22 protein-coding genes are annotated in these 26,728 nt (G+C 58.5%); 12 read left to right on the plus strand and 10 right to left on the minus strand.

The annotated features are described in order from the left end of the window. The first annotated feature begins 89 nt into the window (after positions 1-89). The 11 genes from BI347_RS21335 to BI347_RS21385 all read left to right on the plus strand — a co-directional run bounded on the left by BI347_RS21335 (position 90) and on the right by BI347_RS21385 (position 15,908). Entirely contained in the window at positions 90-1,616 is a 1,527-nt protein-coding gene (locus BI347_RS21335) for an amino acid permease (RefSeq protein WP_071117029.1), read from the plus strand. 231 nt (positions 1,617-1,847) lie between these two features. Beyond that, entirely contained in the window at positions 1,848-2,579 is a 732-nt protein-coding gene (locus BI347_RS21340; protein ID WP_071117030.1) for a hypothetical protein, read from the plus strand. Positions 2,580-2,811: 232 nt separating this feature from the next. Then, positions 2,812-3,513, plus strand: coding sequence for a MarC family protein (locus BI347_RS21345; protein WP_071114896.1), 702 nt, complete (start codon positions 2,812-2,814; stop codon positions 3,511-3,513). Between the two features lie 108 nt (positions 3,514-3,621). After that, positions 3,622-4,755 (plus strand): L-threonine dehydrogenase, encoded by a 1,134-nt coding sequence (gene yiaY, locus BI347_RS21350; protein WP_071117031.1) that lies wholly within the window; start codon positions 3,622-3,624, stop codon positions 4,753-4,755. Positions 4,756-4,947: 192 nt separating this feature from the next. Continuing rightward, on the plus strand, positions 4,948-6,129 hold the full coding sequence (locus tag BI347_RS21355; protein ID WP_071117032.1) for an O-succinylhomoserine sulfhydrylase: 1,182 nt from the start codon (positions 4,948-4,950) through the stop codon (positions 6,127-6,129). Positions 6,130-6,338: 209 nt separating this feature from the next. Further along, positions 6,339-6,980, plus strand: coding sequence for a TetR/AcrR family transcriptional regulator (locus tag BI347_RS21360; RefSeq protein WP_071117033.1), 642 nt, complete (start codon positions 6,339-6,341; stop codon positions 6,978-6,980). Between the two features lie 79 nt (positions 6,981-7,059). Then, positions 7,060-9,513 carry an acyl-CoA dehydrogenase gene (locus BI347_RS21365; RefSeq protein ID WP_071117034.1) on the plus strand — a complete coding sequence of 818 codons (2,454 nt, stop codon included), beginning with the start codon at positions 7,060-7,062 and terminating at the stop codon, positions 9,511-9,513. Between the two features lie 121 nt (positions 9,514-9,634). Beyond that, positions 9,635-10,012, plus strand: a complete 378-nt coding sequence (locus BI347_RS21370; RefSeq protein WP_071117035.1) for an acyl-CoA thioesterase — start codon at positions 9,635-9,637, stop codon at positions 10,010-10,012. Positions 10,013-10,193: 181 nt separating this feature from the next. Then, a complete protein-coding gene (locus BI347_RS21375; protein ID WP_071117036.1) occupies positions 10,194-11,699 on the plus strand; it encodes an OmpP1/FadL family transporter in 1,506 nt (501 codons plus the stop codon). 457 nt (positions 11,700-12,156) lie between these two features. Then, positions 12,157-14,532 (plus strand): 3-hydroxyacyl-CoA dehydrogenase/enoyl-CoA hydratase family protein, encoded by a 2,376-nt coding sequence (locus tag BI347_RS21380; RefSeq protein WP_071114888.1) that lies wholly within the window; start codon positions 12,157-12,159, stop codon positions 14,530-14,532. 173 nt (positions 14,533-14,705) lie between these two features. Next, a complete protein-coding gene (locus tag BI347_RS21385) occupies positions 14,706-15,908 on the plus strand; it encodes an acetyl-CoA C-acyltransferase (RefSeq protein WP_071114887.1) in 1,203 nt (400 codons plus the stop codon). A gap of 245 nt (positions 15,909-16,153) precedes the next feature. Here BI347_RS21385 and BI347_RS24290 read toward each other — a convergent pair whose 3' ends face one another. Further along, positions 16,154-17,038: a copper resistance CopC family protein gene (locus tag BI347_RS24290; protein ID WP_071117037.1), complete on the minus strand. Its 885-nt coding sequence runs from the start codon at positions 17,036-17,038 to the stop codon at positions 16,154-16,156. Between the two features lie 653 nt (positions 17,039-17,691). On the opposite strand from BI347_RS24290, the gene BI347_RS23805 reads away from it, so the two are divergent. Next, on the plus strand, positions 17,692-18,933 hold the full coding sequence (locus tag BI347_RS23805) for a peroxidase, FMP-type (RefSeq protein ID WP_139167287.1): 1,242 nt from the start codon (positions 17,692-17,694) through the stop codon (positions 18,931-18,933). 91 nt (positions 18,934-19,024) lie between these two features. On the opposite strand, the gene BI347_RS21400 is transcribed toward BI347_RS23805, so the two are convergent. The 9 genes from BI347_RS21400 to BI347_RS23815 all read right to left on the minus strand — a co-directional run bounded on the left by BI347_RS21400 (position 19,025) and on the right by BI347_RS23815 (position 26,704). Next, a complete protein-coding gene (locus tag BI347_RS21400) occupies positions 19,025-19,693 on the minus strand; it encodes a BRO-N domain-containing protein (RefSeq protein ID WP_139167288.1) in 669 nt (222 codons plus the stop codon). Positions 19,694-20,092: 399 nt separating this feature from the next. Next, positions 20,093-20,383 carry a hypothetical protein gene (locus BI347_RS21405; protein ID WP_139167289.1) on the minus strand — a complete coding sequence of 97 codons (291 nt, stop codon included), beginning with the start codon at positions 20,381-20,383 and terminating at the stop codon, positions 20,093-20,095. A 165-nt stretch (positions 20,384-20,548) separates the two neighbouring features. Beyond that, the gene (locus BI347_RS23810; RefSeq protein ID WP_139167290.1) at positions 20,549-21,436 is read right to left on the minus strand and encodes a hypothetical protein; all 888 of its coding nucleotides are present in this window, start codon (positions 21,434-21,436) and stop codon (positions 20,549-20,551) included. A 407-nt stretch (positions 21,437-21,843) separates the two neighbouring features. Continuing rightward, positions 21,844-23,373, minus strand: coding sequence for an SIR2 family protein (locus tag BI347_RS23135; RefSeq protein WP_083339105.1), 1,530 nt, complete (start codon positions 23,371-23,373; stop codon positions 21,844-21,846). Between the two features lie 56 nt (positions 23,374-23,429). Next, positions 23,430-24,515: a ribonucleotide-diphosphate reductase subunit beta gene (locus BI347_RS21410; protein ID WP_071117041.1), complete on the minus strand. Its 1,086-nt coding sequence runs from the start codon at positions 24,513-24,515 to the stop codon at positions 23,430-23,432. Positions 24,516-24,564: 49 nt separating this feature from the next. Continuing rightward, positions 24,565-24,777 (minus strand): hypothetical protein, encoded by a 213-nt coding sequence (locus BI347_RS21415; protein WP_071117042.1) that lies wholly within the window; start codon positions 24,775-24,777, stop codon positions 24,565-24,567. 13 nt (positions 24,778-24,790) lie between these two features. Then, positions 24,791-25,186 carry a hypothetical protein gene (locus tag BI347_RS21420; RefSeq protein ID WP_139167291.1) on the minus strand — a complete coding sequence of 132 codons (396 nt, stop codon included), beginning with the start codon at positions 25,184-25,186 and terminating at the stop codon, positions 24,791-24,793. 110 nt (positions 25,187-25,296) lie between these two features. Beyond that, entirely contained in the window at positions 25,297-25,695 is a 399-nt protein-coding gene (locus BI347_RS21425; RefSeq protein WP_071117044.1) for a hypothetical protein, read from the minus strand. 532 nt (positions 25,696-26,227) lie between these two features. Next, a complete protein-coding gene (locus tag BI347_RS23815) occupies positions 26,228-26,704 on the minus strand; it encodes a hypothetical protein (RefSeq protein WP_139167292.1) in 477 nt (158 codons plus the stop codon). Between the last annotated feature and the right edge of the window lie 24 nt (positions 26,705-26,728).

Below are 26,728 nucleotides of genomic sequence, written 5' to 3' on the forward strand. Positions count from 1 at the left end.
TCTTTTCCGCTTTGATTATTCGGGCCCGGCTACCAGCCAGGGCGGCGCGGACCAAGCCCCGCGCGGCAGAACAATAGAGTGAGTTGGATATGGACAAGAAACAAGATGCGCCTGAGTTGCGCCGCTCGCTGCAGGCGCGCCATCTGTCGATGATCGCCATCGGCGGTTCCATCGGCACTGGCCTGTTCCTGGCTTCCGGCGCCACGGTGGCGGGCGCCGGCGCAGGCGGCGCCTTGCTGGCCTATGCGCTGGTGGGTCTGATGGTGTATTTCCTGATGACCAGCCTGGGCGAGATGGCGGCGTTCATGCCGGTGTCGGGCTCTTTCCAGGTATACGGTTCGCGCTTCGTCGAGCCGGCCTTCGGCTTCGCCCAGGGATGGAACTACTGGTACAACTGGGCGGTGACCATCGCGGTGGAGTTGGCCGCCGCGGCCATCATCATGCACTACTGGTATCCGGCGGTGCCCGGCGTGGTGTGGAGCGCCGGCTTCCTGGCGCTGATCTTCGCGCTCAACTATTTCTCGGTGAAGGGCTTCGGCGAGGCCGAATTCTGGTGCTCGATGCTGAAAGTCGCCACCATCATCGCGTTCATTATCGTCGGCTTCCTGATGATCTTCGGCATCATGACCGAACCGCAGCCGCAGCGCATCGCGCCGGGCCTTTCCGTGATGACGCAGGGGCAAGGGCCTTTCGTCGGCGGCCTGGCGGCATTCGTCGGCGTGGCCATGGTGGTGGGCTTCTCCTTCCAGGGAACGGAGCTGATAGGCGTGGCGGCCGGCGAGTCCGCCAATCCCGGCCGCACCATTCCGCGCGCGGTGCGGCAGATCTTCTGGCGCATCCTGATGTTCTACATGTTGTCCATCCTGATCATCGGTCTGATCCTGCCGTACAACGATCCGCTGCTGTTGAAGAACGAGATGAAGGACGTCGGCGCCAGCCCGTTCACGCTGGTGTTCAACCGCGCCGGCCTGGCCTTCGCCGCCAGCCTGATGAACGCGGTGATCCTGTCCGCCATCCTGTCGGCCGGCAACTCCGGCATGTACGCTTCCACCCGCATGCTGTACGCGATGGCCAAGAACGGCATGGCGCCCAAGCTGTTCGGCAAGCTCACTGACAACGGCGTGCCGCGCAACGCGCTGTACGCCACCACTCTGGTGGCCTGCCTGTGCTTCCTGACTTCGCTGTTCGACGGCAACGCGGTGTACATGTGGCTGCTCAACTCCTCCGGCATGACCGGCTTCATCGCCTGGCTGGGCGTGGCCATCAGCCACTACCGCTTCCGCCGCGCCTATGTGAAGCAGGGTTACAGCCTGGACGACCTGCCGTATCAGGCCAAGTGGTTCCCGCTAGGGCCGCTGTTCGCCTTCGCGCTGTGCCTGCTGATCATGCTGGGCCAGAACTACACCGCCTTCACCGCCGCCAAAGTGGACTGGCACGGCGTGGTGGCGACCTATCTGGGCATTCCGCTGTTCCTGGCGCTGTGGTGGGGCTACCGTTTCAAGCACAAGACCCGCATGGTGCCGTTGGCCGAGGTGGACCTTGCCGATGCCCATCGCAAGGCGGTGGAGTTGCGCGAGGAAAGCCGCGGCGGCCGTTTGGCGGCAGCCAAGGCTTGACCACCAACGCCCATTCGTCTTCGTCGCATCCGCATCAAGAAAACAGGCCCCGTCGGGGCCTGTTTGCATATGGGGCGTGGTCTGGTTGCGGCCGGCACTGCGCCGGTGCGGCGGGGGCGGTTTCACGGAAGCGGCGGCGAGGCGTCCACTGAGGACCGGCCTGCTGGCTGAGCCATGGCGAGCGCAGCGTCTGCCGGGTGGCCAAGCCATAATCCATCGAAGGAGAATCGCATGTCTCTGATTGTTCATTGCGCTTATCAAAATCCGATCAACGGCGGTATCCTGCCTGCGGTGCCGCAGGTGGCTCAGTCTCCCCGGCTGGCGCCGGCTCAGGGCGACCACGTGTTTGGGGATGTGGTCGGAGTTGTCGGCAATGCCTTGACCGAAATATTCGGCGGCGGCGTCAACTGGCAGAACCGTATGCGCGCCTACAATGCGAATTTGGCCGCGCAGTGGACTGGGCTGACCCAGGTCGACCTGGGCCACACCGGAGCCCATCCGCCGGTTGTCGCCCGCCAGGGGGCGCCGGAGGTGGATCGGCATGCCCATATGTTCGGCGGCTATGGCAACCGTCTGCAGTGGTATTGGTGCGAAGTCGTCTGCGCCGGTTTTCAGGGCGGAATCGAAGATCGCCGGGTCGGCGGCAAGACTCAGGCTTGGAAGAATCAAGTGATGGGAGCATTTGACGAGGTGATCAATAACCTGGTCGATGAAACCGCCTTGCGCGCCTATATCGCCAATCCCGGACAAACCCGCCAGGCCGATCCGAATAGTGTTTTGCATACCCCGGTGTCGTTGGCCCGGGCGACGGCGATCGCCAACGGGCTGAATGGCCCCGGCAAGGCGCGCATCCAGCAGATTCTGGGTAATTACCAATCCTTGCGCAACGCCATCCTGGGCTTGCTGGACCGTTTCGAGACAGTGGTGAAGACTTTCAATCCCAACAATAACAGCTGGGCATGATTCCTTTGCCGTCAATTTGAGAGCCGCGCCTGGCCGGCGCGGCGACGGGCCGGCGAGATGCGGTTTTTCGTCTCCGGCCTGACCCCAGTCCGCGATGAATTCGGTTTGCGCTGCCGCCGCGCTGCGCGCAATGGCTGTGCTGGAATAAAGGCGCCTCTGGCACGCTGGCTTTTTTACGTTTACATTTACGATCCTGAAAAGATTTTAAACGTTTGCCCGCGGAGCCGCCCTGATGCAGTTGCTGTCCATCTTTTTGACCAAATTCCTGTTCGTGATGGCTGCGCTGCTGCCCATCATGAATCCGCCGGGCCTGGTGCCCATCTTCATCTCGATGACGGCGCGCAACACGCCGCAGCAGCGTCGTTATCTGGCGCGCCGCATCGCCTTGTATTGCGCCTTGCTGCTGGTGGGCAGCATGTACGTCGGCGGGTATGTGCTGTCGTTTTTCGGCGTGTCGCTGCCGGTGGTGCAGATGTCCGGCGGCCTGTTGATCACCTTCGCCGCCTGGCGCATGCTCAACGACAATCCGGCCGAGGCCAGCCAGCCGTCCGCCGAACCGGCGCGCGGCGACAGCCAGGCCGAGCTCAAGCAGCGCGCCTTCTATCCGCTGACCTTTCCCTTGACCGTGGGGCCGGGCTCCATTTCCGTCGCCATCACCATCGGCGCCACCCTCACCGGCAGCGGCAAGGGCATCGTCCGCTATGCGGTGGCGCCGCTGGCGGGCTCCGCCGCCATTCTCGTCTGCAGCGTGCTGGTCTACCTGTGTTACAGCAATGCCGACAAGCTGCTGCGCTACTTGGGGCAGACCGGCTCGGTGGTGTTCCTGCGCTTGTCCGCTTTCATCCTGTTGTGCCTGGGGGTGCAGATCATGTGGGATGGCTTGGGCGAGCTGGCGGCGCAATGGCTGCGCGACAACGCCGCCAGTTTTCACTGATCGCCGCGCGCATCCCAGACGGATTTTGTTGACTTGAGGCAAGGCGAAGGGAGGGCGGAGGGGCGCAGACTGTGCGCATGACATCGGTCCACTAAATGGAGACGAACCATGAGCACCAGCGCTTTCTTCATTCCCTCTGTCAATCTGATGGGCGCGGGCTGTCTGCGGCAGGCGATAGACGCCATGCGCGACCATGGCTTCCGCCGCGCGCTGATCGTCACCGATCCGGGGCTGGTCAAGTCCGGCTTGGCCGGCAAGGTGGCCGGCATGCTGGGCGAGGCCGACATCGAGCCGGTGATCTTCGATGGCGTCCATCCCAATCCCAGCTGCGCCAACGTCAATGCCGGCCTGGCGCTGCTGAAGGAGAAGCGGTGCGACGTGGTGGTGTCGCTGGGCGGTGGTTCGCCGCACGATTGCGCCAAGGGCATCGCGCTGGTGGCGGTGAATGGCGGCAAGATCCAGGATTACGAGGGCGTGGACAAGTCCGCCCGGCCGCAGCTGCCGCTGGTGGCGATCAACACCACCGCCGGCACCGCGTCGGAAATGACCCGCTTCTGCATCATCACCGACGAGTCGCGCCATATCAAGATGGCCATCGTCGACAAGCACACCACGCCGATGCTGTCGGTCAATGATCCGGAAACCATGGCCGGCATGCCGCCGTCTCTCACCGCCGCCACCGGCATGGACGCGCTGACCCACGCGGTGGAGGCCTATGTCTCCACCATCGCCACCCCCATCACCGACGCCTGCGCGCTGAAGGCGATGGAGTTGATCGCCGGCTTCCTGCGTCGAGCGGTAGCCAACGGCCAGGATATGGAGGCGCGCGAGCAGATGGCCTACGCCCAGTTTTTGGCGGGCATGGCTTTCAACAACGCTTCGCTGGGATATGTGCACGCGATGGCGCACCAGCTGGGCGGCTTCTACGACCTGCCGCACGGCGTGTGCAACGCGGTGCTGCTGCCGCATGTGCAAGCCTACAACGCCGAGACGGCAGGCGCGCGCCTGGCCGATGTGGCGCGGGCGCTGGGCGAGGCAAGCGCCAGCAGCGACGCGGCGATCGCGGCGATCAGCCGGCTGGCGGCCGATGTCGGCATCCCGGCGGGACTGGCGCAGCTGGGGGTGAAGGAGAAGGACATTCCGCTTTTGGCCGCCAATGCGCTCAACGACGCCTGCGGCCTGACCAATCCGCGCAAAGCCAGTCACGCAGAGGTTTGCGCCATTTTCCGCGCCGCCTTGTAAGTCCGGTTCTGGCCGGTCGGCTATCTGCCCGCCATCGTCGAGATGGCGGGTTTTTATTCGCCCTTTTCGGCCAAATGCCGCACCGGGCAGGACGATAGCGCTGGATGGCATTTAGCAAGCGCGCGGTTTTCAGGCAAGATGGGCGGGTAATGACAACCGGCTCCGGCCGGATGATGAGAAAGAGAGAAGCGCATGTCCGACCCGCAACCATCCACCCTGCACCCGGAAACGCAGGCCATCCGCGCCGGCCGTACCGTCAGCGAATTCGGCGAGCATAGCCAGGGTCTGTTCCTCACCTCCAGTTTCACCTATGAATCCGCCGCCCAGGCTGCCGCGATGTTCATGGGAGAAATTGAAGGCTACACTTATTCCCGCTTCACCAATCCCACCGTGGCGGCGTTCCAGCAGCGGCTGGCGGCGATGGAGGGCGGCGAGCGCGCCATCGCCACCGCCACCGGCATGGCGGCGATCCAGGCCATCATGATGACGCTGCTCAAAAGCGGCGACCACATCGTTTCCTCGCAAAGCCTGTTTGGCTCCACCACCAATCTTTTTTCCGGCCAGTTGTCCAAGTTCGGCGTGCTTACCCGCTTCGTCGACGCGCGGGACCTGGACGCCTGGCGCGCGGCGATCACGCCGGAAACCCGGCTGCTGTTCCTGGAGACGCCGTCCAATCCGCTGACCGAGGTGGCCGACGTGGCCGCTATTGCCGACATCGCCCACGCGCACGGCGCCTTGCTGGTGGTGGACAACAGCTTCTGTTCGCCGGCCTTGCAGCAGCCGCTGAGGCTGGGCGCGGACCTGGTGATGCACTCCGCCACCAAATTCCTCGATGGCCATGGCCGGGTGATGGGCGGCGCGGTGGTGGGCAGCGATGCCTTGATCGAGCAGATCTACCTGCACGTGCGCGCGGCCGGGCCGTCGCTGTCGCCGTTCAACGCCTGGACCTTGCTGTCCGGAATGGAGACGCTGCATTTGCGGATGGAAAAGCATAGCGCCAATGCGCTGGCGCTGGCGCGATGGCTGGAGAGCCTGCCGCAGGTGGAGCGGGTGTTCTACCCGGGCCTGCCCAGCCATCCGCAGCACCAGTTGGCGCTGCGCCAGCAAAATAGCGGCGGCGCGGTGGTGTCCTTCGTGGTGAAAGGCGGGCGCGAAGCGGCCTGGAAGGTGGTGGACGCGGTGCGGGTGATTTCGCGCACCGCCAATCTGGGCGACGTCAAATCCACCATCACCCATCCGGCCAGCACCACACACGCGCGCGTAACCCAGGAAGCCCGCGACCGGGCGGGAATTGTCGAGGGACTGTTGCGTATCAGTGTCGGATTGGAAAATGTGGCCGACCTTGAGCAAGATCTGTTGAGAGGCCTTGACTAAGCGCTTTTAACGCGTGTTTCATTCAAACGGCAGTCTAAAATTGGACTGCCGTTTTTGTATTTGTTTTGGATTGCCCTGAGTGGTGAATGTCGCGGGCATGGTTGCGCCTTGACATTGATCAAATTAAAACGTAAGTTTGAAACGCTTGTTCGAAGGCTGAGATGAGCAAGACAAAACCACAAGCAAACACAATAAAGGCTCTGGAGAACATGGAGGCAAACCGTCCCGACACCGCTACCCGCATTTTGGATGTTGCAGAACGTCTATTCGTGGAGCACGGTTTCGAGGCGACTTCGCTGCGCATGATCACCCAGCAGGCCGAGGTGAATCTGGCCGCGGTGAACTATCACTTCGGCTCCAAGGATGCGTTGTTTGAATCCGTGTTCATGCGCAGGCTGGAACCCTTGCTGGAAGACTGCCTGCTGGAACTCGACAAGCTGGAAGCGGAGGAGGGCGCCTTGCCCCTGGATCAGCTGGTGCTGTCGTTCATTCGACCCTGTCTGGCCCTGTCCAAGGACCCGTCGCGCGGCGGCGCCATGTTTGTCCGCCTGCTGTCGCGCACGCTGGTGGAAAACCACCGCCTGCTGCGCGAAACCATTTCCCAGCAATACAGCGTATTCGTGCAGCGCTATACCTGCGCTTTCCAGAGGGCCTTGCCCCATCTGGAGCCGGAGCAGTTGGCCTGGCGCATGCACCTCGCCTTCAGCGTCATGTTCAATGCCTTTGCCGGTAACGATGTGCTGAAAATTTTCACCCGCAGCCAGATCGTTACCGCCAGAGACCCGGACATGATAGTCAAGTATCTGGTGCCTTTCGTGATTGCCGGTTTGGTTTCGCCTGTCGAAGGCTGATTCCGCGCCGCCTGCCAAGGATTACAACAGCAAGGCAGCGGTTTGCGGGAGTGAGGGGTCAACACGAGGGTAATACAAAATGATTGCTGCCATTCTTCTGATCGTGCTGCTCGGCGCGCTGGCGTATTTCGCCGCGCCGGTGCTGGCCTGGACCGTAGGCATCGCCGCCTGGCTCGCCGCGCTCCAGTTCGTCTTCCACTGTCCGCCGTCCGCTGCTGCGTGGGCGGTATTCGCCGTTGTCGCGGCGGTGCTCAACATCGTGCCGCTGCGCCGCGCCGTGTTCACCGGCCCGGTATTCGGCATCTTCAAGAAAATCACGCCGGCAATGTCGCAGACCGAACAGGAAGCGATCAACGCCGGCACCGTGTGGTGGGACCGCGACCTGTTCTCCGGCAAGCCGGATTACCAGCGCCTGCTGTCCTTCCCCGATCCCAAGCTGACAGCCGAGGAGCAGGCCTTCCTGGACGGTCCGACCGAGCAGCTGTGCAGTATGATCGACGACTGGAAGATCACCCACGAGCTGAAGGATCTGCCGCCCGAAGTGTGGCAGTTCATCAAGGACAATGGCTTCTTGGGCATGATCGTCAAGAAGAAGTACGGCGGCCTTGAATTCTCCAACTACGCGCACGCCAAGGTGGTGATCAAGATCGCCACCCGCGGCGGCTCCGCCGCGGTGTCGGTGATGGTGCCCAATTCGCTCGGACCGGGCGAGCTCTTGCAGCACTATGGCACCGAGGAACAGAAGGATTACTATCTGCCGCGCCTGGCCAAGGGCGTGGAAGTGCCTTGCTTCGCGCTGACCAGTCCGTACGCCGGCTCCGACGCCGGCAGCATCCCGGACTTCGGCGTGGTGTGTCGCGGCTCCTACACCCATCCGCGCACCGGCGAGCATTTTGAAAACGTGCTGGGCATCCGCCTGAGCTGGGAAAAGCGCTGGATCACGCTGGCGCCGGTGGCCACCATCCTGGGCCTGGCGTTCAAGATGTACGATCCGGACCATCTGCTGGGCGACAAGGAAGACATCGGCATCACCTGCGCGCTGGTGCCTACCGAGCATGTCGGCGTGGAAATCGGCCGCCGCCACTTCCCGGGCGGCGCGGCGTTCATGAACGGCCCGACCTGGGGCAAGGATGTGTTCATTCCGCTGGACTGGATCATCGGCGGCCGCGACTTTGCCGGCCAGGGCTGGCGCATGCTGGTTGAGTGCCTGTCGGTGGGCCGCTGCATCTCGCTGCCTGCCATGTCCGTCGCTTGCGGCAAGGTGACCAGCTACGCTACCGGCGCCTATGCCCGCATCCGCGACCAGTTCGGCCTGCCGATCGGCAAGTTCGAGGGCGTGGACGAGGCGATGGCCCGCATCGGCGGCTACACCTACCAGATGGAGGCGGCGCAGGACCTGGCGCTGACCGCGCTGGACAACGGCGAGAAGCCGTCGGTGCTGTCCGCCATCCTGAAGTACCACAACACCGAGCGCATGCGCAAAACCATCAACGACGCGATGGACGTGCACGGCGGCAAGGCGGTGGTGCTGGGGCCGCGCAACTATCTGGCCCGCGCCTACCAGGCTATCCCGATCGGCATCACGGTGGAAGGCGCCAATATCCTCACCCGTTCGATGATCATCTACGGCCAGGGCGCCATCCGCTGCCATCCCTTCGTGCTGCGCGAGATGAAGGCGGCGATGGCCAATGATGGCGCCGAGTTCGACAAGGCGATCACCGGCCACATCAACTTCGTGATCAGCAACAAGGTGCGCGCCTTCTGGCTGGGCCTGACCGGCGCCTGCTTTGCCAGCAGCCCCAAGGGCGGTGTCACCGCACGCTACTACAAGCAGATGACCCGGTTGTCCAGCGCCTTCGCGCTGCTGTCCGACATGGCGATGTTCAGCCTGGGTGGCTCGCTGAAGTTCCGCGAAAAGCTGTCCGCCCGTCTGGGCGACATGTTGTCCGGCCTGTATATCGCCTCGGCCAGCCTGAAGCGCTTCGAACGCGATGGCGCGCCGCAGGAGGATGTGGCGGTGATGAGCTGGGCGGTGGAGAGCGCGCTGTACGACGTGCAGGTGGCGATGGACGGTTTCCTGGCCAACCTGCCCAACCGCGCGCTGGCCTGGATTCTGCGCCGCATCATCTTCCCGTGGGGCCTGACGCTGAAGCCGGCGTCCGACCGCGTCGGCACCAAGGTGGCGCGCGCCATGATGGAGCCGGGCGGCACCCGCGACCGCCTCACGCGCGGCATGTATGTGTCGAAGGACGAGACCGATGCGGTTGGCGTGCTGGGTTATGCGCTGGAGGCCGTGCTGGCCACCGAGCCGGTGGAGCAGAAGCTGCGCAAGCTTGCCCGCGACGGCAAGTTCAGCGCCATCACCGCGCGCGACCGCCTGGCGGAAGCGCTGCAGACCGGCCTGATCAGCCAGGCCGAGTTCGACGCCGTATCCCGCGCCCGCAAGCTGAAGCGCGACGTGATCATGGTGGACGACTTCGACATGAAGCTGGAGCAGCATGACGAAAAAATGCTGCAGCGGCTGATTTTCTAAGATCGGCAAGGTGGTAGTATCGCCGGACACCCCGCGTGTCCGGCGTTGACGAAAACGGCTGCGACGGGGTCGCGGCCGTTTTCGTCAACGCGTATCGCCCGTATGGGCAGGAGTGCAAACAATGGAGCATCAGGAAAGCCGGATTCCGGTGTTGCGGGTCAGGGCCTTGCCTACCAGCACCAATGCCTATGGACGGGTGCAGGCGGGCTGGCTGATGAGCCAGATCGACATGGCGGGCAGCTTGGACGCCGAGCGGCTGTCGCGCGGCCCGGTGACGACGGTGGCGGTCAACGCCTTCCAGTTTGCCGCGCCCATCATGCTGGGCGATGTGGTGGACATGTATGTCGAACGGCTGCGGATAGGGCAGAAGTCGATCACGCTGAAGATATCGGTCGAGGCGGAGCGGATGGATGGCTCGCATGTGCGCGTCACCGAGGTGATCGCCACCTACGTCGCCATAGACTGTGACGGCAAATCGCGATTGCTGGGGCAGGACTGAGGAAATTGTTTCCACATTGTCCCAATGTTGTGGAAATGTTGCATTAAACGAACGTTTGGAACAAAAGCTCTGCTTATTGGTTGGATTGCTCTAATTCTCTGGTAGCATCGACCATGACTCACGCCATGACTGGGTCATCGTTAATGAAAATATCTACTCAAGAAATATCAGAGAGGGAAGCATGAAGCTCAAGCATCTTAGCCTGTCCGTGATGATCATGGGCACTGCGCTCGGCCTGGCGTCCACTCAGGCGGCTGCCTCGGGTTATCAGTTCGGTTCGCAGAGCGTCTCCGGCCAGGGCACCGCCCACGCCAACGGCGCGGAAGCCAACGATCCGTCCACCATCTTCTCCAACCCGGCCGGGCTGACCCGGTTGGATGGCACCCAGCTTTCCACCGGCGTCACGCTGGTGGTGCCGCATTCAGAATACAATGACACGGGCTCCACCAATGTACTGGGCCAGCCCACTGGAGGCGGCAACGGCGGCACTTTTGCCCCGAAGGCCGTGGCAGCGCCGACTTTTTACCTGTCCAGCAAAATCAATGACAAGATCACCGCCGGCATCGGCATGTACGTACCCTACGGCGCCAAGCTGGACTATGGCTTCGGGTGGGCCGGTCGCTACGCGCTGAAGAGCATCAATCTGCAGTCGCTGAACATCAATCCTTCCATCGCTTTCAAACTGGATGAGCGCAACTCGCTCGGTTTTGGCGTTTCCGCCCAGTACATGAAGGCGACGCTGGAGCAGATGGCTGATGCGACAACCGGCCTTAACGGCAAACTGACTTCGGCTATTACGCAACAATTGGTGAAAGCCGGTTATCCGCAAGCTCAGGCCGCGCAAATCGCAGGCGCTCAAGTGGGTTCGTTTGGCATCAACGGCGATGGTCTGGCACATGTGGAAGGCGATGACTGGGGCTTTGGCTGGAATATTGGCTATATGTTCCAGCTGGATGAGAACACCCGCTTTGGTTTGGCTTACCGTTCCAGCGTCAAGCAGACTCTGAGCGGCAACTCTACTTGGACGTTCAATAATGTCAATGGCCAGGTTCCTGCGTCGGTCTACGCAGCGCTGGGTTTGCCGACCAATTCGACTCCGGGCGCGCTGGCAAAACTGGCTCACCCCGACGCCTCCTCTTCGGTTGATGTTTCCACCCCGGAAACCGCTTCCGCCAACTTTTTCCATCAACTGAATCCGAAGATTGCGCTGATGGGCGATGTGACCTGGGTGCGCAACTCGCGCCTGCAACAGATCGACATCAAGCAATCCGCCGTCAATGGCGTGGCCCAGGGCGATCTGGTGCTGCACCAGAACTGGAGAGACACCTGGCGGGTGTCGGTCGGCTCCAACTATCAGTTGAACGACAGCTGGATGTTGCGCGGCGGTTTGGCCTGGGAGCAGTCGCCGGTTAAGGATGATCAGGATCGCCATCCGGCGATTCCGGACAGCGACCGCATCTGGCTATCGCTGGGCGCCAACTTCAAGATCAACAAGCAAAGCTCGATCGATCTGGCCTACAGCTTCATCGATTTCAAGAACGCCAACGTCAATTACACCGATGGTTGCAGCCCGGCAGGCACCAGTCCGACCACTGGCGGCGCATGTACCGGCAACGGCGGCACGGTCAACGGCACCTACAAGACCTATCTGCAATTGGTGGGCCTGCAGTACAACTATCGTTTCTAAGCCGTCGTTGACGGCTTGAAATCACCAACAGGGCAGGCGCGCAGCGTCTGCCCTGTTGTCGTTGCGGCACAGTGGATGGCTTTGTTGCGGCCGCGCCAGCGCCGCATGCAGATTTTTTACAAAACCTGCTTTGATTTTGCCCAAAATGGGTTAGACTAATCCGACATAAAAGCGAGTGTTTGATATTTTATCTGCACTTGCAGATCGTCTGGGCGTTTTCAAGCCAAGCGTGAAAAACCGATGGTCTACAAAGCCGGCCTGGCAGCAGGCTGGTAGCGGCGACAGACCGGAACAATAGCGAAATCGCCGGTCGTTCTATCAAGCAGTACCCGCCTGCGCCGCGCCGGCCCCCGCGGGCGCGGGCTCAGGGCAAGGACGAATCAACGCCCGTCCTTGAAGCAAGCTGGACAGGCAAGAGGGGCCTGTCTCATGTGTGTTTCAACAAATCGAGGAAACCATGTCTCAAACCAAATTCAATGTGCGCAAGGTAGCCGTTCTCGGCGCCGGCGTGATGGGCGCGCAGATCGCCGCTCATCTGGTGAATGCCAAAGTCCCCACCATCCTGTTCGACCTTCCGGCCAAGGACGGCGACAAGAACGGCATCGTGCTCAAGGCGCTGGACGGCTTGAAGAAGCTCAAACCCTCGCCGCTGGCGGGCCAGGACGTGGTGGCTCACATCCAGCCGGCAAACTACGACGACCATCTGCATCTGCTGAAGGATTGCGACCTGGTGATCGAAGCCATCGCCGAACGGATGGACTGGAAGGCCGACCTGTACCACAAGGTCGCTCCGCATCTGGGCGAACACACCATCTTCGCCACCAACACCTCCGGCCTGTCGATCAACGCGCTGGCGCAAAGCTGCCCGGATTCCGTGCGCCCGCGTTTTTGCGGCGTCCACTTCTTCAACCCGCCGCGCTATATGCACCTGGTTGAAATCATTCCCTGCGTCACCTCCGACGCCCACATCCTGGACAACCTGGAGCGCTTCCTGGTGTCCACGCTGGGCAAGGGCGTGATCCGCGCCAAAGATACCCCCAACTTCGTCGCCAACCGCATCGGCGTATTCTCGATGCTGGCCACCATCGCCAATGCCGCCAAGTACGGCATCCGCTTCGACGTGGTCGACGACCTGACCGGCCCGCGGCTGGGCCGTCCGAAGTCTGCTACCTTCCGCACCGCCGACGTGGTGGGCCTGGACACTTTCGCCCATGTGGTGAAGACCATGCAGGACACCCTGCCGCAAGACCCGTGGCACGGCCTGTTCCAGACTCCGGACTGGATGCAGAAGCTGATCGCCGCAGGCGCGCTGGGTTCCAAGACCAAGGCCGGCATCTACAAGAAGGACGGCAAGCGCATGTTGGTGCTCGACCCGGCGAAGGGCGAGTACGTCGGCTCCGGCGAGAAGGGCGACGACGCTGTCAAGGAAATCCTCAAGATCGCCAACCCGGCGGAGAAATTCCAGAAGCTGCGCGATAGCGAGCATCCGCAGGCGCAGTTCCTGTGGGCATGTTTCCGCGACGTGTTCCATTACATCTCCTTCCACCTGGGCGACATCGCCAACTGCGCCCGCGACGTCGACTTCGCCATCCGCTGGGGCTTTGGCTGGAGCGCAGGTCCGTTCGAGACCTGGCAGTCGGCCGGCTGGCAGCAGGTTGCCAAGTGGCTGGAAGAGGACGTCAAGGCCGGCAAGGCATTGACCGCCGCTGCATTGCCGGCTTGGGCGCTGGAGAGCGACCGCGCCGGCGTGCATTTCGCCGAAGGCTCGTTCAACGCCGCCGACAAGAAGCTGGTTGGCCGTTCTACCCTGGACGTCTACCAGCGTCAGCTGGCTCCGGCCAAGGTGCTGGGCGAAACCGTGGCGCCGCTGGGCGAAACCGTGTTCGAGAACGAGGGCGTGCGCGCCTTCACCACCGGCGACGAGGTGCTGGTGGTGTCGTTCAAGTCCAAGGCCCACGCCATCGGCCCGGCCGTGCTGGAAGGTTTGAACACCGCCATCGACATTGCCGAAGACCGCTTCAAGGGCCTGGTGATCTGGCAAACCGAAGAGCCGTTCTCGGTGGGCGCCGACCTGCAGTCGATGATGCCGGCCTTCATGATGGGCGACTGGGACGCTATCGACGCCACCATCAGTCGCTTCCAGTCCACCGCGATGCGCCTGCGCTATAGCCAGATCCCGACCGTGGCGGCAACCCAGGGCTACGTGTTCGGCGGCGGCTGCGAATTCGCGATGCACTGCGACAAGACTGTTGCTGCGCTGGAGTCCTACGTCGGCTTGGTTGAGGTGGGCGTAGGCCTGCTGCCGGGCGGCGGCGGCTGCAAGGAATTCGCGCTGCGCGCTTCGCAGGAAGCCCGCGGCGACGTGCTGGCGGCGCTGAAGGACTACTTCATGGCCATCGCCACCGCCAAGGTCGCCACCAGCGGCGTGGAAGCCCAGGAAATCGGCTTCTTCCGCAAGGGCGATCCGGTGGTGTTCAACAGCTACGAGCTGCTCTATGTTGCCCAGCGGCAGGCGCTGGCGCTGGCCGAATCCGGCTACCGTCCGCCGTTGAAGGTGAAGGCTTTCCCGGTGGCCGGCCGTTCCGGCGCGGCGTCGATCAAGGGTCAGTTGGTGAATATGCTGGAAGGCAACTTCATCAGCCAGCACGACTTCTTCATCGCCTCGCAGATCGCCGACGTGATGACCGGCGGCGACCTGGAAGCCGGCACCCTGGTGAACGAGCAATGGATTCTGGACCTGGAGCGCAAGGCCTTCATGACCCTGCTGAAAAACTCCAAGACCCAGGACCGCATCGCCAACATGCTGACCACCGGCAAGCCGCTGCGCAACTAATATGAGCCGCCCACAAGACGCCTGATGCTGCGCTGCGCCGACTTGCCGTACTAGATGTACTGTCTGCGTCGACGCGCCTTGCCCCAGGCGCTTGTAAACGGCTCAAACATCCAAGAATGCAAAGACGGGCGGTAGGTACCAAATCCTGCCGCCGGTCGCGAAGGAGCAAAAGAATGGTTAAGCAAGTACAAGAAGCTTACATCGTCGCCGCCACCCGCACCCCGGTGGGCAAGGCGCCGCGCGGCATGATGCGCAATGTGCGCCCGGACGACATGCTGGCGCATGTGATCACCGGCGCGCTGGCGCAGGTGCCGAATCTGGATCCGAAACTGATTTCCGATTGCGTGGTCGGCTGCGCGTTCCCGGAAGCGGAGCAGGGCCTGAACATGGCGCGCATCGGCGTGCTGCTGGCTGGCCTGCCCAACACTGTGGGCGGCATCACCATCAACCGCTACTGCTCGTCCGGAATCAACGCCGTGCAAATGGCGGCCGACCGCATCCGCCTGGGCGAAGCCGACGTGGTGATCGCGGCGGGTTCGGAGTCGATGTCGCTGGTGCCGATGATGGGCAACAAGGTGTCGCTGAACCCGGACATCTTCTCCAAGGATGAAAACTACGGCATCGCCTACGGCATGGGCCTGACCGCCGAGAAGGTGGCGCAGCAGTGGGGCGTTTCGCGCGAGGACCAGGACGCCTTCGCGGTGGAGTCGCACCGCCGTGCGCTGGCCGCCATCGACGGCGGCAAGTTCAAGAACGAGATCACTCCGCTGGAAGTCACCTACCGCACGCCGAATCTGGAAACCGGCGAAGTGGTGTCCAAGACCCGCGTGCTGGATACCGACGAAGGCCCGCGCCGCGAGACTTCGCTGGAAGGCCTGGCCAAGCTGAAGACCGTATTCGACGCCAAGGGTTCGGTCACCGCCGGCAACTCTTCGCAGATGTCCGATGGCGCCGGCGCGGTAATCCTGGTGTCGGAGCGCGTGCTGAAGGAATTCAACCTGACTCCGATCGGCCGTTATGTGACCTTCGCGGTCAAGGGCGTGCCGCCGGAAATCATGGGCATCGGCCCGAAAGAGGCCATCCCGGCCGCGCTGGCGCAAGCCGGCCTGAAGCAGGACGATCTGAAGTGGATCGAACTGAATGAAGCCTTCGCCGCCCAGGCACTGGCGGTAGCGCGCGATCTGGAGCTGGACATGTCCAAGGTTAACCCGCACGGCGGCGCGATCGCTCTCGGCCACCCGCTGGGCGCAACCGGCGCCATCCGCACCGCCACCCTGGTGCATGGCATGCGCGACTCCGGTCAGAAGGGCTACGGCATGGTGACGATGTGCATCGGTACCGGCATGGGTGCTGCCGGCATCATCGAAGTGCTGTAAACATCGCCGCTCCGGCATGCCGGAGCTGGGAATTGAAAACGCCACGGACTTGTCCGTGGCGTTTTTTCTTGCGTGGCGAGCATGTTGATGCGTTCGGCAGGGGCATCGACTTCTGCGCATGACGGTCGATCTGTTTCACGCAGCCTACCCTGGCCGCGTCTGGGATGGAAGTCGGCATGCGGCGGAGGCAAACAAAAGGCTTGCCATGGGCAAGCCTTTTCTTGCGTAGAGGTGGCGCCGCGGGCTTATTTGCCCAAGTAGCGGATCACGTTCATATTGCCGGTGCTGCGCACCACCACCCAGCCTGCTGGTACCGGCGAGCCCAGCATCACCGAGATTTCGGTGCCGGCCGGCGCGCCCTTGGTGTAGTGGATGACGTTGTTGTTATTGCCGGAGCGTATCACCACCCAGTCCGCCGGAATGGGCGAACCCAGCATCACGGTGATCTCGCTGGCATAGCGCGAGCCGTTGAGATTGTACAGCGTATTCATCGTGCCGGTGGCGCGGACCACCACCCAGCCGTCCGGGGTCGGCGAGCCCAGCATCACAGATATCTCGGTGCCAAGCGGCGCGCCTTTGACGTAGTGGATGACGTTGTTGTTGTTGCCGGAGCGTATCACCACCCAGTCTGTCGGGATGGGGGAACCCAGCATCACGGTGATCTCGCTGCCGTAGCTGGAGCCGTTGAGATTGTGCAGCGTGTTCATATTGCCGGTCGAGCGGATCACAACCCAGCCGCTAGGAGTGGGCGAGCCCAGCATCACCGAGACCTCGGCGCCCAGCTGAGCGCCCTTGGTGTAGTAGATGACGTTCATGGTGCCGGTCGACCGTATCACCACCCAGTCCTGCGGGACCGGCGAGCCGAGCATCACCGACAGCTGCTGGGTGTAGGAAGCGCCTCTGGTATCGGTGATCTCGTTCTGGTTGCCGGTGCTGCGGGTAATCACCCAGCCTTCCGGCACCGGCGAGCCCAGCATGATCCATTGCGTCTGGCCGTAGGCCATTGGGGATAGGCGCGCGGCCTGCGGTTTTGCAGTTTCGGCGGCGCCGGATGCCGGCACCGCATTGGCGAAGGCGGCGCTGGTCAGCAGTGTTGAGGCGGCGAGGCAGAGCAGTTTTTTGATTGACATGGAGTTGTGCTTTTGGCGTAGTTGCTGCGGTTGGACACCTGTGGCGTCTGGGAATCGGCCTTGCCGGGGCGATGGCTTGAGGCGGTTTCCAGAGGGGAATATGTCAATTTTAAAATGACTTTGTCATTGATTGTATGTGTTTATCCATTTCGTGGCAATCGGCGGCGGAGGGGGCTTGGGGTGAAAGCAGAAAGCGGTTTGGCCGTTGATGGGAGGCGTCCATACAAGCGGCTCTAGGCGCACAGTCCTTCCCCGCATTTCCAGGAGAAATTCGGCTGTGGCTTCCACCTTGCTTTAGTTTGGGTTTTAACGTTTCCATGATTGCATTCTTTCAACAGATTGCATCTCTGAAAACTTGACCTAATTCAGACTTTTCTTTGTGAAATTAAAATAATTATCCGGATAATCCGTCTTGACATCATCATGTCTAGTGCTAGGATTTTTGTATAAGCGAAATTTATTTAGCTTATAAGCAAGTGGTTTGCAGAAGATTGCTGAATTGTAAATGCAGCCTTGCTGAAAACAATAGCCATTCATCCGTATGTTTTTGATTTGTAAGGATACGCCCACAAAGCCTGACGCAGGCCATTCTGGTTTCATCGCCTTCCCACAGTGCTGCCCTTTATCAAGATGAATAACCGCGCGAGGTTTCCATGTCTGAAAACGATATCGCTCAAACACCAACTCCCCCGTATCCGGAATATTCGGATGCGGTACTGATTAAGGAGGCTGACTATGGTGTACTGAAGCAGCTTGAAGGCACATGGACTAACTACAATCCGGACAAAAAAGATGTGGGGTGGGGATTGCATACCACCTGTATGCCATCACCGGGAACAAACTCAGAAACGATTTTTGGCATATTTCATTTTCTTTGTGAAAACTATACAGAGGAACTTACGTTTACTCTGGTTGATGGGAGCGTACGGAATCGCGGTGGCGCAAACGAACAGTTTGCTGGCGCGGTGAAATACAATCAAAGCATACAACGTGTAAGTGATGGTGTCGGTATTCACGAAGAAGATGGGATGTATCTATGGATGAACCCGATGTACAACCATGCGGCTACTGAAGAATCCGTTATTTCAGACAACGGTTTCCCCGGAATTGCCATTGGCGCCGGCGCCAACGGGCCAAATTATGTGCCGCCGTATTCCATTGCGCGTAGCGGGACGATACCCCATGGCAGTGCGATCATGATTACCGGCGGGTTTCAGGCTGATATCCCGGGCAAACCGGAATATCCTATAGGCACCGATTGCTGGACCCAGCCGTTTACAAACTCGTGGCCAACGACTCCGCAACCGCAAGACGATACCGTGCCCGCTGCCATTGCTGCCAACCCCGTGCCCTTGGCAGGATCTCCGCTCGCCATTTCACCCAGCATGGGCGCATCTCCATTGCTGTCAGTGGGGGACGGTTCGCCCGCCGCGCCGCTCAATCTTGATGAGCCGGCTCCTGCCTGGGCATTTGACAAGTCATTGCCGGCAACACAGCCCGACAGCAATCTGACATATTTCCAACGGATTGTCGCTCATTCAAACTATCCGTATTCCGTTCGTCCTGATTTGCGATTGCGTGACGCGATTAAAGATCAGCGCATTAAAAAATATACGCTGATTCAGCTCAGCAGCAAACACAATGGCGGACCGCAAGGCGGGATTTTGAATACCCCATTCGTGAGCACATTTGCCAATGTGACGGAAATGAATCTGAACTTATGGATTCAAACTGTGATAGACAGCGATGGCTGCGAAGTATTGCAACTTCAGTATGAGCAGGTGCTATTTTTTGAATTCATGTTCGGTTCAAACGGCCAGGTGACGCGCTGGCCTCATATTCAGGTCAATACTTTGAGAAAGAAGCCGGACAGTAGATTGCCTTTAAAATTCTAGGATTCGTTTTTATTCAAGCATGAAGTGTGGCAGGTGAAACGAAAACACCGCTTCACAACGCTGAAGCGGTGTTTTTTATTGCGATGCGCAGTTAGCTGACGAACTTGTCTATCCGCTCCGACAAACGCAGCTGGCAAGCGGTGGCCAGCTTGAGCAGTTCCGCGCTGGTGGCCGGCATTTTGCCGGGCGGGGCGATCAGTTCCGCCATGCCGCTGAGCGTGGAGACGCTGCTGCTCAGGCCGATCAGCCTGCCGTACGGCCAGCGCTGCTTGTTGTTGGGCGCGTAGTCCAGCGCCACCACCCAGCGCGAATGTTGCCAGGTGCCGGGTTCGCGCAGCACGGCTTCCATCACCGCGCGGCTGACCTGTTGCGCCGCCTCCGCGGCGAGGGCGAGCGCCAGGTGCAGGGTTTCCGCCGTATTGGCCGCGCCGGCCTCCTGCAGCAAGGCTGGCCGGGTTTCCTCCAGCCACCAGCGCCGCAGCCGCCGCGCGCCAGGTTTCTTGATGCGGCGGAACACTTCGTCCAGCTCGCCTTCAGACAGGCACAACACCGGCTCCGCCTCGTCCGCCAGCCGCAAGAGCCGGCCCAGCGGTTCGCCCAGCGTCTTCAGCAAATCCTTCACCTCCAGCTTCATGGACGCGGCCACCTCCGCCGCCACCAGCCAAAACCCCTCCGGTCGCCGCACCACCCGCATGGCCAAACCCTTGGCGAAATCCAGCCGCAGCGGCGTGTTCACCTGCTGATCCATAGCCGCATTCATGGCCGAGCCTCCCCAAGCAAACGCGCAAACCGTGCCGCCAAAAACGCAAGCCGATACGCGGCGCGCAGGCGCAACGAGGCACGCGATACGCGGTGGGTAGGGAGAATAAGAGGAGGAGAAAGAGAAACGACAAAACGAGCATCCATAGCGATGTCTCCAAACGGCTTTGCCCGACCAAGCATTGCGAGCGCAAGCGCGCGTTTGGGATGCAATGCAAGGGCGTGTTGAACAACCACGGCTTTCGGGCGTGGGCCACCGCTAACGGAGGTGTGTTGAGCACCATCAGGCGATTTTACGCGTAGAAGGCTGGGGCAGGGCTTTCACCTTCCCGACAGAATGGGCAGGTTTCGCTGTTGACTATGGACGAATGAAAAAGGCCCGCAGTTGCGGGCTTTTCGACTAATCCACCAGTTCGTCGCGGTAATCATCCAAGATGGCCTGAACATCTTTATCGGCTTTGTACTTGATATCGACTTTCTTGAACTGGCGCTTGGCGATATCACAGTAGCGATTTGCTTTGCTTACTAGCTGTTTTTGGTCCTTGGCTGAACCTGGGCTACCGACTTCTCCCAATAAGTGCTCGCACAGATCGGCGGTTTTGAGAAATTTTCCCACGTCAGAATTTTCTGTATTGCCAGCAGTGGCTGGGAGCATGGCTAAGCATATTGCTATGAATAGTGCATGTTTCATTTTTATCTTCAACTTGTGTATTAATGGGTTTGCCCTTTTTCTTTCTCAAAAAAATGATAACCATACATAGGGTGCTGGCTGTTTTAAGCTTTGGATTTATTTTTAAGTCAGCGTCTATGTGCTTTATGCGTAAGTAAGGAAGTCTTGTGACGATAGGTTGTAAGTTTAGCTTGAATTTATTTTACTAGCTCTCAGGGATTTTACTATTCCCTCTTTTGATTTAAGATTTTTGCTTGATGTGGACTTAATCCATTCATTTAAAGATTTTATGTTTGTTTTAAATCTTTTTATAATTTGAAATTTGACGTAAAAACTGCCGGTGTGATCTGCGCAAATCGGGGAGGTGATCTTGATCTTAATAAACACTTCTTCATATGCTACGTATAGGCTAAAAATCCAAATGAGGGGGATTTCTAATGCCATGTAGAATAGTGGGCAGGCAAAGTCTAGAATCGTGTTTTTGTTAGATATTTCAGAAAAACTGTATGCGATTTTATATAGCTGAAAGCAGATAATTACTCCTACTATCAGCAGTATTGTTTTTTCAAGAAATATTTTTACTGGTTTATATTCACTTTTATTCGAGGAGATTGCAATTAAAGCGGCAATTAGCGCCATGGTTGGAACAAAGACCAGCTCCACAAATAATGGAAATTTATAAAGATTTATGAAAAAATCAACAAGTATAGATAGGCCTAACGTGCTGCGTATGTTATTTGTTAGGGTCGATTTTTCTTGAGCTATTTTTATACTTTCCCCAAGGGTTGGTACGCCTATAATTAACGTCAAAATAACTGCAATTTTGAACTGGTTTATGCTCCACAGGTCATAATGATGTAGTGCAAGTGATTCAGTTGTTATCACTACGATTAATGTGATTATTGGTATAATAAGCTTTGTTGCGAATATGGAATAAATCAAGGGTGGGAGCGAAGATCTAATCTCTTTTATTTTTAAGCACCAGGTTAGAAAAATAGCTAACCAGAATAGAGTTGCAATTTCTCTATTGTCTAAGCTATGAAATTTCTCTATAAGCCCAATGTTCTCAAGCACTTTTTAATACTCACTCAGAGTTTGAATTCAATAGTGATTGGACTACGCTAGTTTTCAAATTGTTAGGATCGAATCAATTAGACGATCCCCTTCAGCACAAGCCGTCTTTCGAATCAGACTCGGGGTTTTAGGCTGCCGGCTGTTCGACGCGGGGCGACGGTAGCGCCCCGCTAGTTCCGGCAGCTCCCCGAGACTGATTTGAAAGACGGGGTTTCGCGGCGCTGTAGGGGCGGCCTGGGGTTGCAAGGGGATTGGCCGCGCAATCCCCTTGCCCGTTCGCCGGGCGGAACCGGCATGCCAAATATTATCCGCGAAGCGGATTCCAAAAACATAATGACTATCTCGATAGATCGCTGCAATTTGGCGGTAAACGTTGGGCTTCACAAGTTCAGTCTTACCTGTTTAGCCTACCATCCATTTTTTACGTGATCATAAAGGCATATGAGCTTGTAGAAGTCAGATTTGTAGCTGCTCGATAGTAACCTATCGTAATTATTAATAAGAAATTTCTCAATTCCATCTAGGTTTTCTAGGGCTTTTTCAAATGGAAACCCAAGAATTGCTTTAGCTGAAAAGTCTACGCGGTCTTTAAATTTTTCTTCTATTTTTTCGAGGCTGAGCTCCCTCCCTGTGCGCGCGTAGTAGTCATCGTTGTTGTAGCAACACTTGTCAGGAAGGCCGCGTGGCCAATTTATATTTGCACTGATAAATGATGCATTATTTTCAATTCCAGACATTTTTAAATATTTATAAACTGGAACAAAGGTTCTGCCTTTTCTGATATTTGGGATGACTGTTTTTATTATGTCCTCTGGGCTTGCTGTTATAGTGTTGAATAATATGTCTTTCATTAAATCGTCTCGACTTAGTCCTTTTAATCCAATGGTTGACATTGTTTCTTCAAATTTCTCTTTTACTGCAAACCCGGCAACAAAATCAATTCCGCTTAGTGATTCATTGTCATCAATATCCACAAGCGCAACTCTTTTTTCAGGAGTTGAAGATTGTGTTATCTCATAGATTTGTTCACGCAACATTCTTAAGACATGCGCAGGGATTTTTCGTTGGGTGTTTGAGAGGGCTTGATATACCTTCTTGAAGTCATTTGTTACAACTTGTGTTATTGGTAGAGAGAATTCTCCAAGTGGCATTTGACTTCTAGTCACATGGTCAGTTTCGCCATGACTTGGTCGGCGAAGGAAGTAAAGATTTTCGGAGAGTTTGTCCTTTCTTCTTCCAAGGCTTTTTACTATCTCAAGTAATATTTCTATTAAATAGGAATCTGATATTGAATACCCTATAAATATAACGGGGTGTTCAACAAAAATAGTTGTCAGTTTGGCGGCTACGTAAGCATTGCTATTGCTGAATTTATAATAGTCATCACTTGTTAATATTAAGGATTCTGGTTTGCTTGAGCAGCCGTGTATTTTATATATTTCACCTATTCCGAAAGTGCTTTTGAATAACAGTTCTTCTTGCCCAACAAAGGTTGTAAACTTGGGAAATATTTTTTCAATAGCGCAATCCCAATTTGTTGTAATTATTCCATCTATATTTGCTTTAGAAAGCTCCTCTATTTCTGAATTTGCAAGAAGCTGCGCTTCCTTTTCTTTTAATTGGGCTTCTAGGTGGACTGATATTTTGCACTTTAGGGCATTTGCACCATCCCTTCCGATTAGGTCTCCAAATTTTTCTAGAAATCCCGCATGGCTTTCTGGTTCTTTGTAAATCGCTTCAAAAATATCTTCAGCAATATATTTTGCAGAAAGAGGCAGGTCACCCCTGGATTTTCCGCTGTATAGGACATAGTTCTTTAGGGAAAATTTCTTAAGCAACTCTTCCCAGGTCTCTAAGTCAATGTAACGCCGTGAAAAGCCAGAGCCTACAAAAAGATATGCGGGTTTGTTGGATTTTTTTAGTTGATTTTCTATCATTTTAAAGGCCTTTTTAAGGCGAAAAAAAAGCGGCTACATCGTAGCCGCATTTCTAATCAATCCCAGCTCAACGCCCCGCCAGTCTGATACTCGGTCACCCGCGTCTCAAAGAAGTTCTTCTCCTTCTTCAAGTCGATCATCTCGCTCATCCACGGGAAGGGGTTGTTCACGCCCGGGAACAGCTGATCCAGGCCAATCTGCTGCATCCGGCGGTTGGCGATGAAGCGCAGGTATTCCTTGAACATGCTGGCGTTCAGGCCCAGCACGCCGCGCGGCATGGTGTCTTCGGCGTACGCGTATTCCAGCTCCACCGCCTGCTTGAACAGCTCGGTCACTTCCGCCTTGAAGCTGTCGGTCCACAAGAGCGGGTTTTCCAGCTTGATGGTGTTGATCAGGTCGATGCCGAAATTGCAGTGCATGGACTCGTCGCGCAGGATGTACTGGTACTGCTCGGCGGCGCCGGTCATCTTGTTCTGGCGGCCCAGCGCCAGGATTTGCACGAAGCCGACGTAGAAGAACAGGCCTTCCATGATGCAGGCGAACACGATCAGCGATTTGAGCAGCTTCTGGTCGTTTTCCAGGGTGCCGGTCTTGAAGGCGGGGTCGCACAGCACGTTGATGAACGGAATCAGGAATTCATCCTTGTCGCGGATGGATTTGATTTCGTTGTAGGCGTTGAATACTTCGCCTTCGTCCAGGCCCAGGCTTTCCACGATGTACTGGTAGGCATGGGTGTGGATGGCTTCGTCAAAGGCCTGGCGCAGCAGGAACTGGCGGCATTCCGGGCTGGTGATCTGGCGGTAGGTGCCCAGCACGATGTTGTTAGCGGCCAGGGAGTCGGCGGTGACGAAGAAGCCCAGGTTGCGCTTGACCACGCGCATTTCGTCTTCGGTGAGCTGGCCGGTTTTCCACTGCTCGATGTCGCGCTGCATGTTCACTTCCTGCGGCATCCAGTGGTTGGCGCACTGCGCCAGGTACTTTTCCCAAGCCCATTTGTGCTTGAACGGCACCAGCTGGTTGACGTCGGTGGTGCCATTGATCACCTTCTTGTCCAACACGTTTACGCGGCCGTGGCCCTGGGCATCCTGCGGGCTGGCGGTGGCGGACGGGGTGGAGGGGAGGGTGTCTTCAAAGTTCAGCATGGGTGCTCCTGATTGTCTTCTATTGCCGCGCGGGGGGCGCGGCGGTTGCTTATGCGGATTTTACTACGTGTTCTTTGCGTTGTTGCGCGGCTTGCGCCGGTTGCAACTGGCTGTGCTGGATGATGCGGACCTCGCCCGGCGCTACGGCGGCTTCCGGCTGCGGCGCGGCCGGCACGCTGACGGCGTGGACGCCGGCGCCCACCATGGCGGGACGGCGGCCGGCCACGCTTTTGCGCAGCAGGTAATAGGCGGTGGTGCTCATGGCGTCTCCCGGCTTAGAAGCGCAGTTGCTGGGCCAATTGGCGGATGAGGACGCGTTCGCGCGCTTCTTCCTGCTCCAGTTGCTCCTGCAGCCGGTTGCGCTCGGCGCGCAGTTGCCGCAGCTGGCGGTATTGCTGGTTGGCGGCGGCAATGTCTTGCTTCAGGGTTTCGATTTCCTGCTGCAGCTCTTCCGGCTGGCAGTAGACCACCAGGGTGTCGCCTTCCACCCAGGCTTTGCGCCAGCGCTGGCTGCGCGGGATGCGGCGCGATTCCAGAAAGAAGTCTTTCCATTCGTTGGGAGGGGCCAGGTTGAGCTGCAGGTACAGATTGAACAGCAGGAACTGCTTGTCCGGATTGTGCGATTTTTCTTCGCAAAAGCCGGTAATGCCGATGTTTTCAAATGTCTGCATCTTTGCCTCCCAAGGCGCTGCCAGTTGCCATGCATGCGGGGCGCTTTGCCGCAGCCCCTGCGGTTCCATCCCGAAGCCGCCTGTCGCCAGGCGGCTTGAGGATGCGATGGCTAGGCCATCGCCGTCGTTTCCGTTTCCGGCGCGGTGTCGTGCTGCACCACGCCGTAGATCTTCCATTGGCCGGCCACCCGTTTCAGGTGGTAGCCGGTGTGGTAATGCCAGGGCGGCTGGCCGCTGCGCTCCACCGTCCAGGCCACTACCGCGCTGGCGGCGTCGTTGCCCATCAGTTGCACGCTTTCCAGGCTGTGGCTGGCGTGGACAAAGCCCTGGCTGCGGTACCACTCCAGCAGGGAAGCTGTGGTGGCTTCCAGTTCATCCATGTCCGGCCAGCAGGTCAGGTCGCCATGATGGGTGGCGGTGAAGGGCACGGTAAAGCGACTGGTCACCCCGGCCACGTCCAGCCGCGAATAGCTTTTTTGGTATTGTTTGAAGAATGTTTCCAGGCTCATGGTCGGTTTCATCATGGTTATGGGGCGGGCTTTGCGCTTGCAAATCGGCGCGGCGTTTCGCTCTGCCATGGTGGGCTGAGCGGCACCGTCTGTCCGACGCCTCATTTCGCAGCCGCCTGCCGGCAAACGACTGTGGAATAAGGCTTTGAGGGGCGAATGCCATCCATATCCAGACTGTTTTCGCAGTTGTTTAAGGTTAGCATATCTGGTGTATTAGATGTGGATTCTTACAATATCTAGTGAAATTTGTGGCTGCATATCGCGAGCAGGGGTATAGGTTGTGGTTGATTTTCCGGGCTGGCGGGCGCTCCGGCGGGTGGGTGGCGGCGTTGTTTTTTCGCACGCATCCCGCAGGCGGAGATCGTCAAGGTCGCCACCAAAGTGCTGTCCGGTTGCTGGCCGAAGGGTGCGAGGCTACCCGAGGCGAAACCGGATTGCAAGTTTCGGATTGCCCGTCCGCCGGGTCAGGAGGTTTTGCCGGAAAGGGAGTCTTGCAGCAGCGAGAAGAAGTGGTCGTACATCTTGGGGTCGGTCACGGTGGAGGTCTTGGAGTCGCCGTTGGTGTCCCAGATGGTGATCTTGAAGCGGGCGCGCACCGTGTTGCCCCGCTATGGTTCGGCCGCACCATCACCATCGCGCTAACGCTTTCATGGTCGGGCTTGGCCGGCAGCGGAATGCCCTTGGCCTTGAAGATGGCGCGAATCGCCTCGCGCCAGCGCACGCCGACCACGCGGTTGAGCTCGCCTTCCACCGGCATGGTTTCTATATCGGCCTTCACCGGCTTGAAGCCCATCGCCTGCAGCGCGGAGGTGCTGGCGTTGACGGCGGAGGGAGCTTGCACGCGTTGATAGGTTTTGTCCTGGATCTGGGCCAGGGTTTGCTGTTCGGCCGGGGTGAGGTCCACCGTCACCTGCTTGGAGCCAAGCTTGAGCAACCGACTGCCGCCGTCGCCGGTGACCCACTCGTTGGGATTCGGAGTGGAGCAGGCGGCAAGGCTTGCGATGATCAACAGCGCCGCCAGCGCAAGGCTGAG

Origin of the sequence: Chromobacterium sphagni, assembly GCF_001855575.1 — a bacterium.
In the GTDB taxonomy this organism is placed as follows: Bacteria; Pseudomonadota; Gammaproteobacteria; order Burkholderiales; family Chromobacteriaceae; genus Chromobacterium; species Chromobacterium sphagni.

Excerpts from the sequence above, each read along its gene's own strand:
- BI347_RS21335 (WP_071117029.1), top strand. The coding sequence starts at position 90 with ATGGACAAGAAACAAGATGCGCCTGAGTTGCGCCGCTCGCTGCAGGCG.
- BI347_RS21340 (WP_071117030.1), top strand. The coding sequence starts at position 1,848 with ATGTCTCTGATTGTTCATTGCGCTTATCAAAATCCGATCAACGGCGGT.
- BI347_RS21345 (WP_071114896.1), top strand. The coding sequence starts at position 2,812 with ATGCAGTTGCTGTCCATCTTTTTGACCAAATTCCTGTTCGTGATGGCT.
- yiaY (WP_071117031.1), top strand. The coding sequence starts at position 3,622 with ATGAGCACCAGCGCTTTCTTCATTCCCTCTGTCAATCTGATGGGCGCG.
- BI347_RS21355 (WP_071117032.1), top strand. The coding sequence starts at position 4,948 with ATGTCCGACCCGCAACCATCCACCCTGCACCCGGAAACGCAGGCCATC.
- BI347_RS21360 (WP_071117033.1), top strand. The coding sequence starts at position 6,339 with ATGGAGGCAAACCGTCCCGACACCGCTACCCGCATTTTGGATGTTGCA.
- BI347_RS21365 (WP_071117034.1), top strand. The coding sequence starts at position 7,060 with ATGATTGCTGCCATTCTTCTGATCGTGCTGCTCGGCGCGCTGGCGTAT.
- BI347_RS21370 (WP_071117035.1), top strand. The coding sequence starts at position 9,635 with ATGGAGCATCAGGAAAGCCGGATTCCGGTGTTGCGGGTCAGGGCCTTG.
- BI347_RS21375 (WP_071117036.1), top strand. The coding sequence starts at position 10,194 with ATGAAGCTCAAGCATCTTAGCCTGTCCGTGATGATCATGGGCACTGCG.
- BI347_RS21380 (WP_071114888.1), top strand. The coding sequence starts at position 12,157 with ATGTCTCAAACCAAATTCAATGTGCGCAAGGTAGCCGTTCTCGGCGCC.
- BI347_RS21385 (WP_071114887.1), top strand. The coding sequence starts at position 14,706 with ATGGTTAAGCAAGTACAAGAAGCTTACATCGTCGCCGCCACCCGCACC.
- BI347_RS24290 (WP_071117037.1), bottom strand. The coding sequence starts at position 17,038 with ATGTCAATCAAAAAACTGCTCTGCCTCGCCGCCTCAACACTGCTGACC.
- BI347_RS23805 (WP_139167287.1), top strand. The coding sequence starts at position 17,692 with ATGTCTGAAAACGATATCGCTCAAACACCAACTCCCCCGTATCCGGAA.
- BI347_RS21400 (WP_139167288.1), bottom strand. The coding sequence starts at position 19,693 with ATGAATGCGGCTATGGATCAGCAGGTGAACACGCCGCTGCGGCTGGAT.
- BI347_RS21405 (WP_139167289.1), bottom strand. The coding sequence starts at position 20,383 with ATGAAACATGCACTATTCATAGCAATATGCTTAGCCATGCTCCCAGCC.
- BI347_RS23135 (WP_083339105.1), bottom strand. The coding sequence starts at position 23,373 with ATGATAGAAAATCAACTAAAAAAATCCAACAAACCCGCATATCTTTTT.
- BI347_RS21410 (WP_071117041.1), bottom strand. The coding sequence starts at position 24,515 with ATGCTGAACTTTGAAGACACCCTCCCCTCCACCCCGTCCGCCACCGCC.
- BI347_RS21415 (WP_071117042.1), bottom strand. The coding sequence starts at position 24,777 with ATGAGCACCACCGCCTATTACCTGCTGCGCAAAAGCGTGGCCGGCCGC.
- BI347_RS21420 (WP_139167291.1), bottom strand. The coding sequence starts at position 25,186 with ATGCAGACATTTGAAAACATCGGCATTACCGGCTTTTGCGAAGAAAAA.
- BI347_RS21425 (WP_071117044.1), bottom strand. The coding sequence starts at position 25,695 with ATGAGCCTGGAAACATTCTTCAAACAATACCAAAAAAGCTATTCGCGG.